Source organism: Burkholderia sp. 9775_39 (genome assembly GCF_015712225.1).
Taxonomy (GTDB): Bacteria; Pseudomonadota; Gammaproteobacteria; order Burkholderiales; family Burkholderiaceae; genus Burkholderia; species Burkholderia cenocepacia.
Map to the genome: position 1 here is coordinate 13,766 of NZ_JACCQC010000037.1, position 14,539 is coordinate 28,304.

Here is a 14,539-nt window from a genome sequence, read left to right on the forward strand (position 1 = left end):
GAACCCACTGTAGGCCGCGATACTTACTCGATGCTTACCTGGCGGCGTGTGTGAGCCAGGGCCGCAACCGTCAGGAATTGCCGGCGGCAGCCCGCAGCGCCCGCACCAGCTCGCTCGCCGCCTTGCCGAGCCCCGTATGTTTCAGCCGCCGCAAATACACGGGCAGCGGCAACCCGTTGCGGATGTTCGCGAACACGAGCGGCGCGAGTCCGCCATCGGCCACGTACCGGCCGATGATCGATTCCGGCAAATTCGCCCAGCCATGACCGGCCTTCACGAGCGCGATCGCGGTGGCCATGTCGGTCACCTTCCACGTGCGGTTGCCGATCAGCGGCCGCACGTCGGTGAGTGGCCGCTCCGGATCGGCGATCACGATCTGCCGAAATCCCGACAATCGCTCGATCGCTTCCGGATGCGTGGCTTCGGCAATCGCAGGATGGTCGGGCGCGGCGACCGCGATCAGCGTCTCGGTCCACAGCGCGTGAATCTGTTCCTGCGGATGCAGATCGAGCCCGCCGTACGCGACGCAAAGATCGACGGCGCCGCGATGCAGCGCATCGACGATCGCATCCTGCGGCGCCGTGACGACGCTGACCGCGAGCGCCGGATATTGCGCCGCGACGGCCGTCAGCGCGCGTGCAACCGGCGCACCGTCGATTTCGGCCGCGAGCCCGAGCCGCAGCGTGTCCTCGACGCCTTCGGACAAGTGCTGCGCATGCGCGCGCAGCGCATGCAGCCGTTCGGCGATCGCGCGCGCGTCGGGCAGCAGCGCGGCCATCGCGGCGGTCGGCGTCGGCTCGCGCGTGCCGCGATCGAACAGCACGAGGTCGAGTTCGGCCTCGAGGTTCGCGATCGCCATGCTGACTGCCGACGGCGTACGGCCGAGCGCACGCGCGGCCGCCGAGAACGAGCCTTTGTCGATGACGGTCAGCAGCATGTCGATGTGATCGCTGGTCAGCATGGTCGGCCGTCTCCTGTCAGAAAAATTGAAAGGACCTGACTTTGGCGGACGACGTGCCCGCGGTAGTCTCGCCACCTGGTTCGATATGAAGGTGGTCGGTCATGCAAGGATGGAAGAGACGCATAGTCTACGTCGTGATGTTCGAGGTGCTCGGCATCCTCGTCGCGTCGTCGGTGCTCGGCATGTTGAGCGGCGCGAGCGCGGCGACGAGCGGGCTGCTCGGCGTGATGATCTCGACGACGGGCGTCATCGTCAATTTTCTGTACAACCTCGGCTTCGAGGCGTGGGAGCGGCGGCGCGCGGAAACGACGCGCACCGTCGGGCGGCGCGTCGTGCATGCGATCGGGTTCCAGATCGCGCTCGTGACGTTCCTGATTCCGCTGATCGCGTGGTGGCTCGACGTGTCGCTGCTGCAGGCGTTCCTGTACGACGCGGTGCTGATCGTGTTCTTCCCGATCTTCACGTTCACGTACAACTGGGCGTTCGACAGCGTGTTCGGGTTGCCGGACGCGGTGACGCGCAAGGCGGCGCCGGTGGCATGACGCAGAGGGATGCGAAACGATTCGATGCGGGCAGTACGCGTCGTGTCGTTTCGGTAGCAGGCCGTGCGACGACGGCAGCGAAGACGGGCGGCGCGCCTGCCGCCCGCGACGTTACGCGCCGACGAACTCGTGCACGTAACGGTTGAACACCGCGGGGCTCGCCGCGTTCATTCCGTGCGATGCGCCCGCGACGGTCTGCCGTTGCGCATCGCCGATCCACTGCGACAGCGTGTCGACGTTGTGACGGAACATCTTCGGGCTGCGCTGGCCGTCGATCAGCAGCGTGCGGCATGCGATGTCGCCGGCCGTGTGCTGCGAATACGCGGGCAGCGGGTCGCGCAGCTGCTTCGGCAGCGTGCTCGCATTGTCGATCGCCATCGTGCGAAAGCGCGCCGTGCTCTTCTTCCATGCGCCGGGCAGGCTCACGGAATCGACGAACATCTCGAGACCGGCTTCGACGTCGCCTTGCCCGATCAGGTTCACGGCCTTCGTGCGCAGCGCGAGGGCGGCGGCCGGCAGCGCGGCTTCGCGCACGCCGGGCTGCTGGAGCGGGCCGCCCGGATCGGCGAGCGTCAGCGACTCGACGAGGTGCGGATGCTGGCGCGCGACGTTGAACGCGACGCTGCCGCCGCGCGAATGGCCGACCAGGTGCACGGGGCCGAGATCGAGCGCATCGATGAATTCGGCGAGCTCGTCGACGTGGTTCTGCCAGCTGAACTCGTCCTGAATGCCTGCTTCGACGGCCGGCCAGTAATGGCTGAGGCTCGGCGCGATGCAGCGGTAGTGGGCCGACAGCGCCGCGAGCTGCGGATCCCAGTAGCGGTAGTCGCACAGCGAGCCGTGCACGAACACCATCGGCGCACCGCTGCCCCGCTCGACATACGGCAGGCTGATGCCTGACGAAAGCGTCGCAAATTGCAGGTCGGGGTTCGCGAGCACGGACGGCTCGATTCGCATGTTCATGGCTGAAAGGCTCAAAGGTGCGTCAACACGACGCAACTATGCATCACGGCGACCTGCAAGGAAAACGCATAATTTTCATCGTGACGATCAATTTTTTTGATGGCACAGCCGAAAACCCCTGTCGGAGCGTGGTCATGTACCGAAGCCTTCAATCGTCTGACGATTCGTTTCGCCGATGAAAGGGCGTGCCGCGGGCTGCGCGCACGCGCCCTGGCATCGGAACGGGGAAGGGGGCGCGTCAGCGCACGCTCAACGCGGGCGCGGTCTGAAGCTCGACGGGGAGGTCGTTGTCGGTGGCGAACTGCATCGCGAAATCGAATGCGTCCGCGCAGACGGCGCGCAATTCGTCGGACACGAACAGGCATTTGACGCCGCCGTCGACGACCGGCATCGCGAGCCGCGACAGCGCGCACGGATAGCCGGGCCGCCGTTCGCCGACGAACAGCGTGATGACGCCCGCGAGGCGCTCGGGCCAGTCGCTCGGGCGGAAGGTTTTCTGCGCGCGCGTGACGCCGCGGATCAAATGGCCGGCGATGCGGCCGTGGTCGGTGATGTCGATGCGATCCATGCTGGGGTGCGTGTCCTCGTGCGCGTCATTCGCCGCCGTCGGCCGCGGCGTCGCCGCGCGCGGGAATCCGGAGGTTGCGCAGCTTGTGATAGAGCGTTTTCTTCGGCATGCCGAGCGCCTCGCTCGCGTCCGCGACGTTGCCGTGGTGACGCCGCAGCATGTCCTCGATCAGCATCCGCTCGAAATACGCGAGCTGCTCCGCGAGCGTGCTGCCGGCCGTCGGCGTGCCGCCGGACGACAGCAGGCTGTCGCCGGTCAGCCCGAGCACGAAGCGGTCGGCCACGTTCTGCAGCTCGCGCACGTTGCCGGGCCACGCGTGCGTCATCAGTTCGGATACCTGCGCGGCGGTGACGACCGGCGCCGGCTGCCCGAAGCGCCGCGCGGCCGCGAGCACGAAATGCTCGAACAGCAGCGGCACGTCCTCGCGCCGTTCGCGCAGCGGCGGCAGCTCGATCTGCGCGACGTTGAGGCGATACAGCAGATCCGCGCGAAAACGTCCGTCGGCCGCGAGTTCGGCGAGATCCGCCTTCGACGCGGCCACCACGCGGCAGTCGACCGGAATCAGGTCGTTCGCGCCGAGCCGCTCGACCACGCGTTCCTGCAGCACGCGCAGCATCTTGATCTGCAGCGCGATCGGCATCGTCTCGATCTCGTCGAGGAACAGCGTGCCGCCGTCCGCCCACTCGATCTTGCCGATGCGCTTCTTGATCGCGCCGGTGAACGCGCCGGCCTCGTGGCCGAACAGCTCGCTCTCGAACACCTGCTCGGGCAGGCCGCCGCAGTTCAGCGCGACGAAATGCGCGTCGCGGCGGCCGCCGAAGTCGTGCAGGCTGCGCGCGATCAACTCCTTGCCGGTGCCCGTCTCGCCGGTGATCAGCACCGACACCGACGTATCGGCGAGGCGCAGGATCTTCTTGCGCACGTCGGCCATCGCGGGCGACTTGCCGAGCACGAACGCCTCGATGCCCTGCCAGTTGTTCAGCGCCGCGCGCAGCCCCTGCACCTCGAGCGTCAGGCGGCGCTTCTCGACCGCGCGCGCGACGCGGCCGGCGATCACGTCCGACGAAAACGGCTTCTCGATGAAGTCGTACGCGCCGACCTGCATCGCGCCGACGGCCGTCGAGATGTCCGCGTGGCCGCTGATCAGCACGACCGGGATCTGCGCGTCGATGGCCATCACGCGGTCGAGCAGCTGCAGCCCGTCGATGCCGGGCATCCGCACGTCCGACACGATCACCACCGGCGCGCCGGGCGCGACGTGCGCGAGCGCGTCGGCGGCGGACGCGAACGCGTCGACCGGGAACCCGGCGAGCGCGACGGCCTGCTCGACGCCGATCCGGACGTTTTCATCGTCCTCGACGACCAGCACCCGAATCTCATCTTCCATGCTCTGTCCTCTGTTGCGGCGTCGCCGCCGCGAATTCGATGGTGAACTGCGCGCCGCCTTCGTCGCGGTTCGTCGCGGTGATCCTCGCGCCGAACGCCTCGACGATGCGCGACGTGATCGCGAGGCCGAGCCCGAGGCCCTGGCCGCGCGGCTTGGTCGTGACGAACGGCTCGAACAGGTGCGGCAGCACGTCGGGCGCGATGCCCGCGCCGCTGTCGGTCACCGTCAGGCGCACGCGACCGGCGTCGTCCGCCTCGTCCGCGTCGTCCGCTTCGACCGCTTCGACCGCCTCGATGACGATGCGGCGCACCGGCGCGTCGTGCACCGCGTCGAGCGCGTTGCCGAGCAGGTTCACGATCACCTGCTGCAACTGGCTCGATTCGGCCGAGACCGTCGTGCCGGGCGCGATGTTCACGTCGAGCCGTACGCCTTCGTCGCGAATGCGCGCATCGTAGATGAGCCGCGCATGCGCGACGGCCTCGTTCAGCGATACCGCGACGCGCTCGACGTCGGGCTTGCGCGCGAAGGTCTTCAGCTCGCCGGTGAGCACGGCCATGCCGTCGACCAGCTTGCCGACCCGCTCGAGATTCGCGAGCGCCGGCGCCGGCTGGCCGCGCTCGAAGAACGTGCGCGCGTTGTCGCACAGCGTGCGGATCGCGACGAGCGGCTGGTTCAGCTCGTGCGTGAGGCCGGCGGCCATCTGCCCGAGCACCGCGAGCTTGCCCGCGTGCACGACTTCCTGCTGCGACGCGCGCAGCCGCTGCTCGGTGCGTTCGCGCTCGTCGATCTCGCGCTGCATCCGCTCGTTCGCGGCCGTCAGCGCGGCGGTGCGTTGCGCGACGGTCAGTTCGAGCCGGTCGTTCGCGCGGCGCAGCGCATCCTGCGCGTTCAGCCGCGCGAGGATCGCCCGGCGGCGCTGGATCGCATAGCCGACCAGCAGCGCGACGATCAGGAACGCGCCGGTGACGAACACGAACGCCGTCTGCTGCTGGCGTCGCGCGCCCGCGATGTCGAGCAGCACCATCAGCGAATCGCCGGCCTGCGGCGCGGGGCGCGACATCACGAGATAGCGCGTGGTGCGGCCGGCGTGGCGCGGATCGGGGAAGGTGCCGAACCACGCGGCCGAGCTGCGATCGCCGATGCGGCGATAGGGCAGCGCGTCGACGGTGCGGCCCGCGTACTGGCGCGACGCTTGGATGTCGCGCTGCTGCTGCGCGGTGATCGGGCGCAGCGCGGTGAATTTCCACGCGGGCTCGGTCGAGATCACGACCACGCCGTTGCTGTCGACGACCATCGCGGCGACGCCCGGCGCGCGCCATGCCGATTCGAGCGGATCGACGCTGATCTTCACGGCGGCGACGCCGATCGGTACGCCGTCGCTGCGCACCGCGCTCGCGAAGTAGACGCCCGGCACGCCGGTGTTGGTGCCGATGCCGAAGAAGCGGCCGCTGCCGCGCGCGAGCGCGTCCTTGAAGTACGGCCGGTACGACACGTTGGTGCCGACGAAGCTGATCGTCTCGTTCCAGTTGCTCGCGGCGATCACGTCGCCTTGCAGGTCGATCACGTCGACCGCGCCGCTGCCCGCGTCGCGGTTCACGGCTTCGAGGTAGGTGTTCACCGCATGCACGCGCTCGGGCGCATCGTCCGGCGCGGCTTTCAGCATCGCGCGCACGCCGTCCTGCCGCGCGACCAGGCCGGGCAGGATCTCGAAGCGGCCGAGCTCGCTTTTCAGGCTCGACGCATACAGGTCGAGCCGGTGCGCGCCGGCTTCCTCGAGCGCGTCGATCGCGCGTTCCCACGCGAAGTCGACGGCCGCGCCGGCCACGCCGACATACAGCACCGCGGCCGATGCCCAGCCCCACCACGGGATTCCCTTGAAGCTCTTCTGCACGTTCGCCCTCATCGAAGCCCGCTATCGGCGTGAACCGGCCCTGGCCGCGTTGAACGACGCGCGCCGCGCACCGGCCAAGGCCTGCGGCGGCGCGTGCGAGGCAGCCGGCGCGACGGGGCGCGCGGCCGCGCGTTATCCGAAGTGCGCGACCAGGATCAGCGTCACCGTGACGACGATCGCGCCGCCGATGCGGGTGGCGATCTGCGCGAACGGCATCAGCTGCATCCGGTTCGCGGCGGTCAGGATCGCGACGTCGCCGGTGCCGCCTTGCCCGCTGTGGCAGGCGTTCACGATTGCGGTGTCGATAGGGTACATCTTCAGCAGGCGGCCGACCACGAAACCGGTGCCCATCAACGTCGCGACGGTCGACACGATCGTGACCACGTTGACGAGCGTGAACGCGGCGGTCAGCTTGTCCCACGGCGTCATCGCGACGCCGATCGCGAACAGCAGCGGATACGTGACGGCGGTCGAGAAGAACTTGTAGACGACGAACGCGCCTTCCTGCAGCGGCGGCGACACCGCACGCGCGAGCTTCACCAGCACCGCGAGGAACAGCATCGCGACCGGCGCGGGCAGGCCGAACAGCTTGTGCGCCATCAGGCCGACGAGGTACAGCGTGATCGCGGTGATGCCGGCGCCCGCGATGTGCGTGACGTCGACGTGGCCGCGGATCTCTTCGCTTTCCGGCGTCATGTCGCCGCTTTCGCCGACCTGCAGGCGACCGTTGCCGGTCAGGTGCGGCAGGCGCTTGCCGAGCATGTCGAGCGCGCCCGACAGGATGATCGCGGTCAGGCTGCCGAGCATCACCGGCGGCAGCACCATCGCGAACATCTCGCCCTGCGGCAGGTGCATCAGTTCCGAATAGCCGATCGACAGCGGAATCGCGCCTTCGCCGACGCCGCCCGCCATGATCGGCACGACGATGTACAGCAGCGTGTGGCGCGCGCCGAGGCCGAGCGCGGTGCCGACCGCCGTGCCGACGATCGCCGCGGCGACCGACCCGGCCGCGAGCGGAATGAAGATCTTCACGAAGCCCTGGATCAGCACGCGGCGGTCCATGCTCAGGATGCTGCCGACGATGATCGACGCGATGAACAGGTACAGGAAGTTGGTCGACTTCGTGAACTCGACGGTGAGGTTCAGCACCGGCTTCGGCAGCACGTGGTAGTACGTGAGCGCCGACGGCACGAAGGTCGCGAAGATCGCGGCCGCGCCGATGTTGCGCAAGAGCGGCAGGCGCTTGCCGAGTTCGGCGCAGGTGAAGCCGAAGAACGCGAGCACGGCGATCGCCATCGAAATCTCGCCGGGCACCTTGCCCGTGACCGCGAAGCCGACGATCAGCCCGAACAGGATCACGTAGACCGGCAGCGGGATGATGCCGATGCGGATTTCCATCAGCTTCCACCAGCCTTCCGGCCAGAAGCGTTCGCGCGTGGCGGGACCGGCCGCGGCAAGCGGCTCCGGATGGGACGGGGTTTGGATAGAGGTCTGCAAGACGTGTCTCCTGATGTTTGGAATGCCTGCATCGCTTCGCGGCATCGTGTGCCGTCTATTACGCAACCCCCGTGCCAGCATGACGGTCTGCCGGAATATTTTTAATGCATTGATTCATAAGGGATTTGTTTCGTCTGCGGAAAGGGTTTTCCGGGCAAGCTGGCCGAGATTTCGGAATCGGCGCGGCGCTCAGGCCGAGATTTCGGCCTGGCGGCGGTCGGGGTGCGCGGCCAGGCCGCCGCCCGCCGTACCGCCGGCCATATCGCCGCGCGCGATTTTCTTCGCACAATCGCTTCGTAGACCGCCTTCCCGCCGCTCTCTATCATCGGCTGATCCTTTTCCGATGCGATGACGACTGTCCGGAGAACGCCCGCGCGTTCGCCGCGGTGTCGCTCATCCGTCGATACCGTCTTTGGACAGGAGAGTGGTTTCCATGCTGCATCCCGTTTTTTCCGCCCGCTTTTCCGCCGGCCGCCTGGCCCGCCTGCTGACGGCCGCGCTGCTCGGCGTCGTGCTGCTGAACGGCGCGCGCGCCGACACCGCGCCGCTGAAGGTCGGCATCTCGACCAGCCCGCAGATCGAGGCGCTGAAGATCGCCGCGAAGGAGGCGAAGGAGCAGGGGCTCGACGTGAAGATCGTCGAATTCACCGACTGGAATACGCCGAACGCGGCGCTCGCGAACAAGGACATCGACGTCAACTACTTCCAGCACATCCCGTTTCTCGAGAACGCGAAGAAGCAGGGCGGCTACAACTTCATCTCGATCGCGCCCGGCACGATCATGAAGATCGGCCTCTATTCGAAGAAGGTGAAGAGCTTCGCCGAGCTGAAGGACGGCGCGCGCGTCGCGATCGCGAACGATCCGGTCAACGGCGGCCGCGGGCTGTTGCTGCTGCAGCGCGCGGGGCTCATCACGCTGAAGCCGGGCGCCGACTACCGCGCGACCACGCACGACATCGTCGCCAACCCGAAGCACCTGAAGATCATCCCGCTCGAAGCGTCGCAGCTCGCGCGTTCGCTCGACGACGTCGATCTCGCGCAGGGTTACCCGAGCTTCATCAAGCTCGCCGGCACGACCGACCCGAACAGCGCGCTGCTGTTCGACGGCACCGAGAACAAGAACTTCGCGATCCAGTGGGTCGTGCGGCCCGAGAGCGCGAACGATCCGCGCATCCGCAAGTTCATCGCGATCTACCAGCACTCGCCGGCGGTGCGCCGTGCGCTCGACAACGCGTTCGGCTCGCTGTACGCGATCGCGTGGTGACGGAGGCGGCATGACGACGGCGAACCGCAAGAAGATCCTGCTCAACGCGTTCAACATGAACTGCGTCGGGCACATCAATCACGGGCTGTGGACGCATCCGCGCGACCGCTCCGCGCATTACACCGATCTCGACTACTGGGCCGATCTCGCGAGGACGCTGGAGCGCGGCAAGTTCGACGGGATCTTTCTCGCGGACATCGTCGGCGTGTACGACGTGTTCGGCGGCGGGCCCGACGCCGCGCTGCGCGAATCGGTGCAGGTGCCCGTCAACGATCCGCTCTTGCTCGTGCCGGCGATGGCGCAGGTCACGCGGCATCTCGGCTTCGGCGTGACCGCGAACCTGACCTACGAGCCGCCGTACCTGTTCGCGCGCCGCATGTCGACGCTCGATCATCTGACGAAAGGGCGCGTGGGCTGGAACATCGTCACCGGCTACCTCGACAGCGCCGCGCGCGGGATGGGCCTCGCGCAGCAGATCGGCCACGACGACCGCTACGAGCGCGCCGACGACTACATGGACGTCGTCTACAAGCTATGGGAACAGAGCTGGGACGACGATGCGGTGATCCGCGACGCGCAGGCGCGCGTGTTCGCGCAGCCGGGCAAGGTGCGGCGCGTGAAGCACGACGGGCCGTTCTATTCGGTCGATGCGATTCACCTGAGCGAACCGTCGCTGCAGCGCACGCCGGTGCTGTACCAGGCCGGCTCGTCCGCGCGCGGCGTCGAGTTCGCGGGGCGCCACGCGGAATGCGTGTTCGTGAACGGGCAGAGCAAGGCGGCCGCACGCGCGGCGGCGCTCGACATCCGCGCGGCCGCCGCGCGGCAGGGGCGCGACCCGGCGTCGATCAGGATCTTTGCCGGCGTGAGCGTCGTGACGGCCGAGACCGAATTGCTCGCCCGCGAGAAATTCGACGAGTACCGGCGCTACGCGAGCCCGGAAGCCGGCCTCGCGCATTTCGCGAGCTCGACCGGCATCGACTTCTCGAAGTACGGCCTCGACGAGCCGATCTCGTACGTGAAGACCGATTCGATCCAGTCGGCCGTCGACGCGATCTCGAAGAAGAGCACGACCGGCACGTGGACCGTGCGCCGCATGCTCGAGCAGATGTCGCTCGGCGGCCGCTATGCGCCGATCGTCGGCTCGCCGTCGCAGGTCGCGGACGAGCTGCAGTCGTGGATCGACGAGACCGGCATCGACGGCTTCAACCTGACGCGCACCGTGATGCCCGAGTCGTTCGAGGATTTCGTCGACTGGGTCGTGCCCGAGCTGCAGAACCGCGGCGTCTACAAGGAAGACTACGATCCCGCGCCGACGTTGCGCGAGAAGCTGTTCGGCGCGGGGCCGCGCCTGCCCGCGTGGCATACCGGTGCGCAGCACCGGCCGGCGGCCGCAGCCGAACCCGCGCACCCCGCGCATGCCTGAACGTGACGGAGCGAAGCGATGACGCAATTGTTCGATACGCTGGGTTTCATCGAGGCATCGGCCGTGCGCGCCGGTACCGGTGCCGATGCAGCGGCACATGAGGAAGCCGTGACGCCGGCCGGCGGCGCGGCCGTGTCGCTGGAACAGGTCGGCAAGGTATTCGCGACACCGCGCGGCCACGCCGCCGCGCTGCGCGACGTGACGCTCGACGTGCGGCGCGGCGAGGTGTTCGGGATCATCGGCCGCAGCGGCGCGGGCAAGTCGACGTTGCTGCGCCTCCTGAACGGCCTCGAGCGGCCGAGTTCGGGCCGCGTGCGCGTGCAGGGCGTCGACGTCGGCGCGCTCGACGAGGATGGCCTCGTCGCGTTGCGTCGTCGCACCGGCATGGTGTTCCAGCATTTCAACCTGCTGTCCGCGAAGACGGTGTTCGAGAACGTCGCACTGCCGCTGAAGATCGCCGGCGTGCCGAAGGCCGAGCGCGTGCGCAAGGTCGAGGCGCTGCTCGAGCTCGTCGGGCTCGCCGCGAAGCGCGACGCGTATCCGGCGAGCCTGTCGGGCGGGCAGAAGCAGCGCGTCGGCATCGCGCGGGCGCTGGTGCACGATCCCGAAGTGCTGCTGTGCGACGAAGCGACGTCGGCGCTCGATCCGGAAACCACGCAATCGATCCTCGCGCTGCTCGCCGACATCAACCGTCGTCTCGGGCTGACGATCGTGCTGATCACGCACGAGATGGAGGTGATCCGCGCGGTGTGCGACACGGTCGCGGTGATCGAGCAAGGCGAAGTCGTCGAAACCGGCCCGGTGTGGCGCGTGTTCGGCGATCCGCGCCACGGCGCAACGCGTGCGCTGCTGAGCACGCTGCAGCACGACTTGCCGGCCGAGCTGGCCGCGCGGGTGCGGCCGCTGCCCGAACAGGCCGCGCTGCCCGACGGCGCACAGATCGTGCTCGACGTCCGCTATACGGGCGAGAGCGGCGGCGAGCCGGATGTCGGTGCGCTCGCGGCGGCGCTCGGCGGCTCCGTGCGGTTCCTGCACGGCGGCATCGAACGCATCCAGGGGCACGCGCAGGGGCGGCTCGTGATCGCCGCGACGCCGCGGGCGGACGACGCCGGCCCGGCGGCGCGCGGCGGTGCGGTCGCCGCGCTGCTCGAACGCGCGCGCCGCCATGCGAATCACGCGGAGGTACTCGGCTATGTTTGACCTCTGGTGGCCCGAACTGCTCGACGCGATCCGCGACACGCTGTCGATGGTCGCCGCATCGGCGGCGATCGCGGCGCTGATCGGCATTCCGCTCGCGGTGATCCTCGTGACCACCGCGCCCGGCGGCATCTACGCGCGGCGCGGCGTGAACGCGGTGCTCGGCGCGCTCGTCAACGTGTTCCGCTCGACGCCGTTCATCATCCTGCTGGTCGCGCTGCTGCCGTTCACGCGCGTGCTGATCGGCACGACGATCGGCGTGTGGGCGGCCGTCGTGCCGCTGTCGATCGCCGCGATCCCGTTCTTCGCGCGGATCGCCGAGGTGAGCCTGCGCGAAGTCGATCGCGGGCTGATCGAGGCCGCGCTCGCGATGGGCGCGAAGCGCCGCCACATCGTGTGGCACGTGCTGCTGCCCGAAGCGTTGCCCGGCATGCTCGGCGGCTTCACGATCACCGTCGTCGCGCTGATCGGCTCGACCGCGATGGCGGGCGCCGTCGGCGCGGGCGGGCTCGGCGATCTCGCGATCCGCTACGGCTATCAACGTTTCGACACCACCGTCATGGCGACCGTGATCGTGATCCTGATCGCGCTCGTCTCGGCCGTGCAAATCACGGGCGACCGCCTGGTCCGACGCGTGACCCGGCGCACCTGAGCGACGCCACGAGCGTCCGCTCGCTTCATTCCTGATCCTGAGAGAAAAATCATGACCTTGCCCATCGGCGCACCGCGCGAATGGAACGGACAATTCGAGGAAGCGCTGTTTCTGGAGGTGGCGCGACGCCATCGTCCGGACTTCCCCGACAAGCTGGCGACCCCGCCGCGCGAGCCGCGCGACGGCGACGAACTGGCCGCCGTCGGCGACTACTACACGAAGATGGCATCGCACGACCTGTTCATCGTGCAGGTCGTCGCGAAGGCGATCGACACGCTGTTCCGCGACGATCCGCATTTCCAGTTGATCCTGTCGCGCCAGTTGGGCGACGACGGCGCGCACGCGGTGATCGGCCGCGAACGCGTGACCGCGCTCACCGGGCGCGATCCGCTGCCGGAAGTCGACCGGCTGGTCGCCGCGCATTGGGCACGCATCGGCGACATCGCGGTGCGCGACGTCGCGGGCTTTCTCGCGTTCGAATGGCATTACGAGCTGCACATCCTCGCGAAGCTGTGGATCCAGCGCAAGACCGGCCGCATCGGCGACAGTGCGATGCGCGAGCACGGCGAGAACCGGATCCGGCCGGACGAGGAGTGGCATCGCGTGCAGATCGTCCAGTGGTGGTTCGACACGCTGCAGGCGCTGCCGGTCGCCGAGCGCGACGCACTGATCGATCGCGTGATCGCGGCCGACGAGGAAACCCAGGCGCGGCTCGACGGCTATTTGCACGACGAGTACGCGCATACCGCACTGGTGTTCGGCGCGGATATCGCCGAATATCGTGCGATCTACGACGACTGGCGGCGCGAGATCCTGTCGCGGCTGACCGGCCGCCAGCTCGGCGCGCTCGTCCCGCTGTCGGGCGAAACCGTTGAACAGGAAGCTGTCGCATGAACGATCCCCGCGGCCCGGCGACGCTGGCGCCGGATACCGATGCACCGGCCGTCGACCGCGCTGGGCTGGCGCGCGCGATCGACGCGTTGCGCGTGAGCGCCGCCGAGCGCGACCGCGCGGGCGGTCACGCCGCCCAGGAAAAGCAGTGGCTCGCCGACGCGGGTTTGCTGACGCTCGCGGTCCCGCGGGCGTTCGGCGGCCAGGAGGCGGCGTGGCCCGCGATCTACGACGTGATCCGGCAGGTCGCGCGGGTCGACAGCGCGCTCGCGCATCTCGTCGGGTTCCAGTGCCTGCAGGTGGTGAGCGTCGACGTGTGGGGCAACGCCGCGCAGCGCGAGCGCTACCTGCGCGGCACGGTCGACGGGCGCTGGTGGTGGGGCAACGCGGTCAATCCGCTCGACACGCGGCTCGTGGCCACGGCGACGCCCGACGGCGGCTACCGGCTCGACGGCGTGAAGGGCTTCTGTTCCGGCACGCGCGGCTCGCAGCGGATGACGGTATCCGCGCACGATCCGGCCATCGGCCGCACCGTGTTCGGCGTGGTGCCGACCGATCGGGCCGGGATCACCGTCAACGAAGACTGGGATCCGGTCGGCCAGCGCCAGACCGACAGCGGCAGCGTGCGCTTCGACGGCGTGACGCTCGCGGCCGACGAGGTGCTGCATCGGTCGGAAGCGCCACCGACGCCACGCGCGACGCTGCGCACGCTCGTGTCGCAGCTCGTGCTGACGAACCTGTTCGTCGGTCTCGCGGAAGGTGCGCTGGCCGAGGCGCGCGACTACGTGCGGCAGCATGGCCGCCCGTGGATTCACTCGGACGTCGAGCGGGCCGAGGACGATCCGTACACGCTGCAGCGCTTCGGCGACATGCGCGTGCGTGCGGTCGCCGCGGCGGCGCTGGCCGATCGCGCGGCCCACGCGTTGCAGCACGCGTGGGCGCGGCAGGATGCGCTGACGGCCGACGAACGCGCCGAAGTCGCACTCGCGGTGTCGGAAGCGAAGATCGTCGCGCAGCGCGCGGCGCTCGACAACGGCGAGGCGCTGTTCGACGCATGCGGCGCGCGCGCGACGGCCGCGTCGCTCGGCCTCGACCGCTTCTGGCGGAACGCCCGCACGCATACGCTGCACGATCCGCTCGACTACCGGCTGCGCGACGTGGGCCGGTTCGCGCTGACCGACGCATTGCCGCCGGCGTCGCTCTATACGTAATACGCAGCGGGGCGCTGCCGGCACGGCCCCGCGTACCGCGGCCTTCGTGCCGCCCTCGCTGTCGCCGCATCGATGAGCCGGGCTGCTGGACG

At 68.9% G+C, this 14,539-nt stretch carries 13 protein-coding genes; 7 read left to right on the top strand and 6 right to left on the bottom strand.

From position 1 onward, the window contains the following. Positions 1–70: 70 nt before the first annotated feature. Positions 71–961, bottom strand: a complete 891-nt coding sequence (locus H0X90_RS31880) for a LysR family transcriptional regulator (protein WP_077190630.1) — start codon at positions 959–961, stop codon at positions 71–73. 101 nt (positions 962–1,062) lie between these two features. Between H0X90_RS31880 and H0X90_RS31885 the strand changes: the two genes are divergently transcribed. Next, on the top strand, positions 1,063–1,503 hold the full coding sequence (locus H0X90_RS31885) for a PACE efflux transporter (protein ID WP_006484477.1): 441 nt from the start codon (positions 1,063–1,065) through the stop codon (positions 1,501–1,503). A 111-nt stretch (positions 1,504–1,614) separates the two neighbouring features. On the opposite strand, the gene H0X90_RS31890 is transcribed toward H0X90_RS31885, so the two are convergent. The 5 genes from H0X90_RS31890 to H0X90_RS31910 form a co-directional block, all read right to left on the bottom strand. Beyond that, on the bottom strand, positions 1,615–2,466 hold the full coding sequence (locus H0X90_RS31890) for an alpha/beta fold hydrolase (protein ID WP_006484487.1): 852 nt from the start codon (positions 2,464–2,466) through the stop codon (positions 1,615–1,617). A 238-nt stretch (positions 2,467–2,704) separates the two neighbouring features. Continuing rightward, positions 2,705–3,034 (bottom strand): DUF3579 domain-containing protein, encoded by a 330-nt coding sequence (locus tag H0X90_RS31895; protein WP_006484473.1) that lies wholly within the window; start codon positions 3,032–3,034, stop codon positions 2,705–2,707. Between the two features lie 25 nt (positions 3,035–3,059). Continuing rightward, positions 3,060–4,421 (bottom strand): sigma-54 dependent transcriptional regulator, encoded by a 1,362-nt coding sequence (locus H0X90_RS31900; RefSeq protein WP_006484474.1) that lies wholly within the window; start codon positions 4,419–4,421, stop codon positions 3,060–3,062. Next, positions 4,411–6,324: an ATP-binding protein gene (locus tag H0X90_RS31905; protein ID WP_077190631.1), complete on the bottom strand. Its 1,914-nt coding sequence runs from the start codon at positions 6,322–6,324 to the stop codon at positions 4,411–4,413. The genes H0X90_RS31900 and H0X90_RS31905 overlap by 11 nt, the downstream gene beginning before the upstream one ends. Before the next feature lie 120 nt (positions 6,325–6,444). Further along, entirely contained in the window at positions 6,445–7,809 is a 1,365-nt protein-coding gene (locus H0X90_RS31910) for a 2-hydroxycarboxylate transporter family protein (protein WP_006481998.1), read from the bottom strand. A 433-nt stretch (positions 7,810–8,242) separates the two neighbouring features. Between H0X90_RS31910 and H0X90_RS31915 the strand changes: the two genes are divergently transcribed. Genes H0X90_RS31915 through H0X90_RS31940 form a run of 6 tightly spaced genes read left to right on the top strand, consistent with a single transcriptional unit; the run spans position 8,243 to position 14,447 of the window. Then, complete coding sequence (locus H0X90_RS31915) at positions 8,243–9,073, top strand: MetQ/NlpA family ABC transporter substrate-binding protein (protein WP_058902338.1); 831 nt, start codon at positions 8,243–8,245, stop codon at positions 9,071–9,073. Positions 9,074–9,083: 10 nt separating this feature from the next. Then, on the top strand, positions 9,084–10,496 hold the full coding sequence (locus tag H0X90_RS31920; RefSeq protein ID WP_006493142.1) for an LLM class flavin-dependent oxidoreductase: 1,413 nt from the start codon (positions 9,084–9,086) through the stop codon (positions 10,494–10,496). 18 nt (positions 10,497–10,514) lie between these two features. After that, on the top strand, positions 10,515–11,696 hold the full coding sequence (locus H0X90_RS31925; RefSeq protein WP_077190632.1) for a methionine ABC transporter ATP-binding protein: 1,182 nt from the start codon (positions 10,515–10,517) through the stop codon (positions 11,694–11,696). Next, the gene (locus H0X90_RS31930; RefSeq protein ID WP_006491339.1) at positions 11,689–12,345 is read left to right on the top strand and encodes a methionine ABC transporter permease; all 657 of its coding nucleotides are present in this window, start codon (positions 11,689–11,691) and stop codon (positions 12,343–12,345) included. The genes H0X90_RS31925 and H0X90_RS31930 overlap by 8 nt, the downstream gene beginning before the upstream one ends. Before the next feature lie 51 nt (positions 12,346–12,396). Then, positions 12,397–13,239, top strand: a complete 843-nt coding sequence (locus H0X90_RS31935) for a hypothetical protein (protein WP_077190633.1) — start codon at positions 12,397–12,399, stop codon at positions 13,237–13,239. Next, positions 13,236–14,447, top strand: coding sequence for an acyl-CoA dehydrogenase family protein (locus tag H0X90_RS31940; protein ID WP_077190634.1), 1,212 nt, complete (start codon positions 13,236–13,238; stop codon positions 14,445–14,447). The genes H0X90_RS31935 and H0X90_RS31940 overlap by 4 nt, the downstream gene beginning before the upstream one ends. The last annotated feature ends 92 nt before the right edge of the window (positions 14,448–14,539 follow it).

Coding starts and splice junctions, on each gene's coding strand:
- H0X90_RS31880 (WP_077190630.1), bottom strand. CDS start 961: ATGCTGACCAGCGATCACATCGACATGCTGCTGACCGTCATCGACAAA.
- H0X90_RS31885 (WP_006484477.1), top strand. CDS start 1,063: ATGCAAGGATGGAAGAGACGCATAGTCTACGTCGTGATGTTCGAGGTG.
- H0X90_RS31890 (WP_006484487.1), bottom strand. CDS start 2,466: ATGAACATGCGAATCGAGCCGTCCGTGCTCGCGAACCCCGACCTGCAA.
- H0X90_RS31895 (WP_006484473.1), bottom strand. CDS start 3,034: ATGGATCGCATCGACATCACCGACCACGGCCGCATCGCCGGCCATTTG.
- H0X90_RS31900 (WP_006484474.1), bottom strand. CDS start 4,421: ATGGAAGATGAGATTCGGGTGCTGGTCGTCGAGGACGATGAAAACGTC.
- H0X90_RS31905 (WP_077190631.1), bottom strand. CDS start 6,324: ATGAGGGCGAACGTGCAGAAGAGCTTCAAGGGAATCCCGTGGTGGGGC.
- H0X90_RS31915 (WP_058902338.1), top strand. CDS start 8,243: ATGCTGCATCCCGTTTTTTCCGCCCGCTTTTCCGCCGGCCGCCTGGCC.
- H0X90_RS31920 (WP_006493142.1), top strand. CDS start 9,084: ATGACGACGGCGAACCGCAAGAAGATCCTGCTCAACGCGTTCAACATG.
- H0X90_RS31925 (WP_077190632.1), top strand. CDS start 10,515: ATGACGCAATTGTTCGATACGCTGGGTTTCATCGAGGCATCGGCCGTG.
- H0X90_RS31930 (WP_006491339.1), top strand. CDS start 11,689: ATGTTTGACCTCTGGTGGCCCGAACTGCTCGACGCGATCCGCGACACG.
- H0X90_RS31935 (WP_077190633.1), top strand. CDS start 12,397: ATGACCTTGCCCATCGGCGCACCGCGCGAATGGAACGGACAATTCGAG.
- H0X90_RS31940 (WP_077190634.1), top strand. CDS start 13,236: ATGAACGATCCCCGCGGCCCGGCGACGCTGGCGCCGGATACCGATGCA.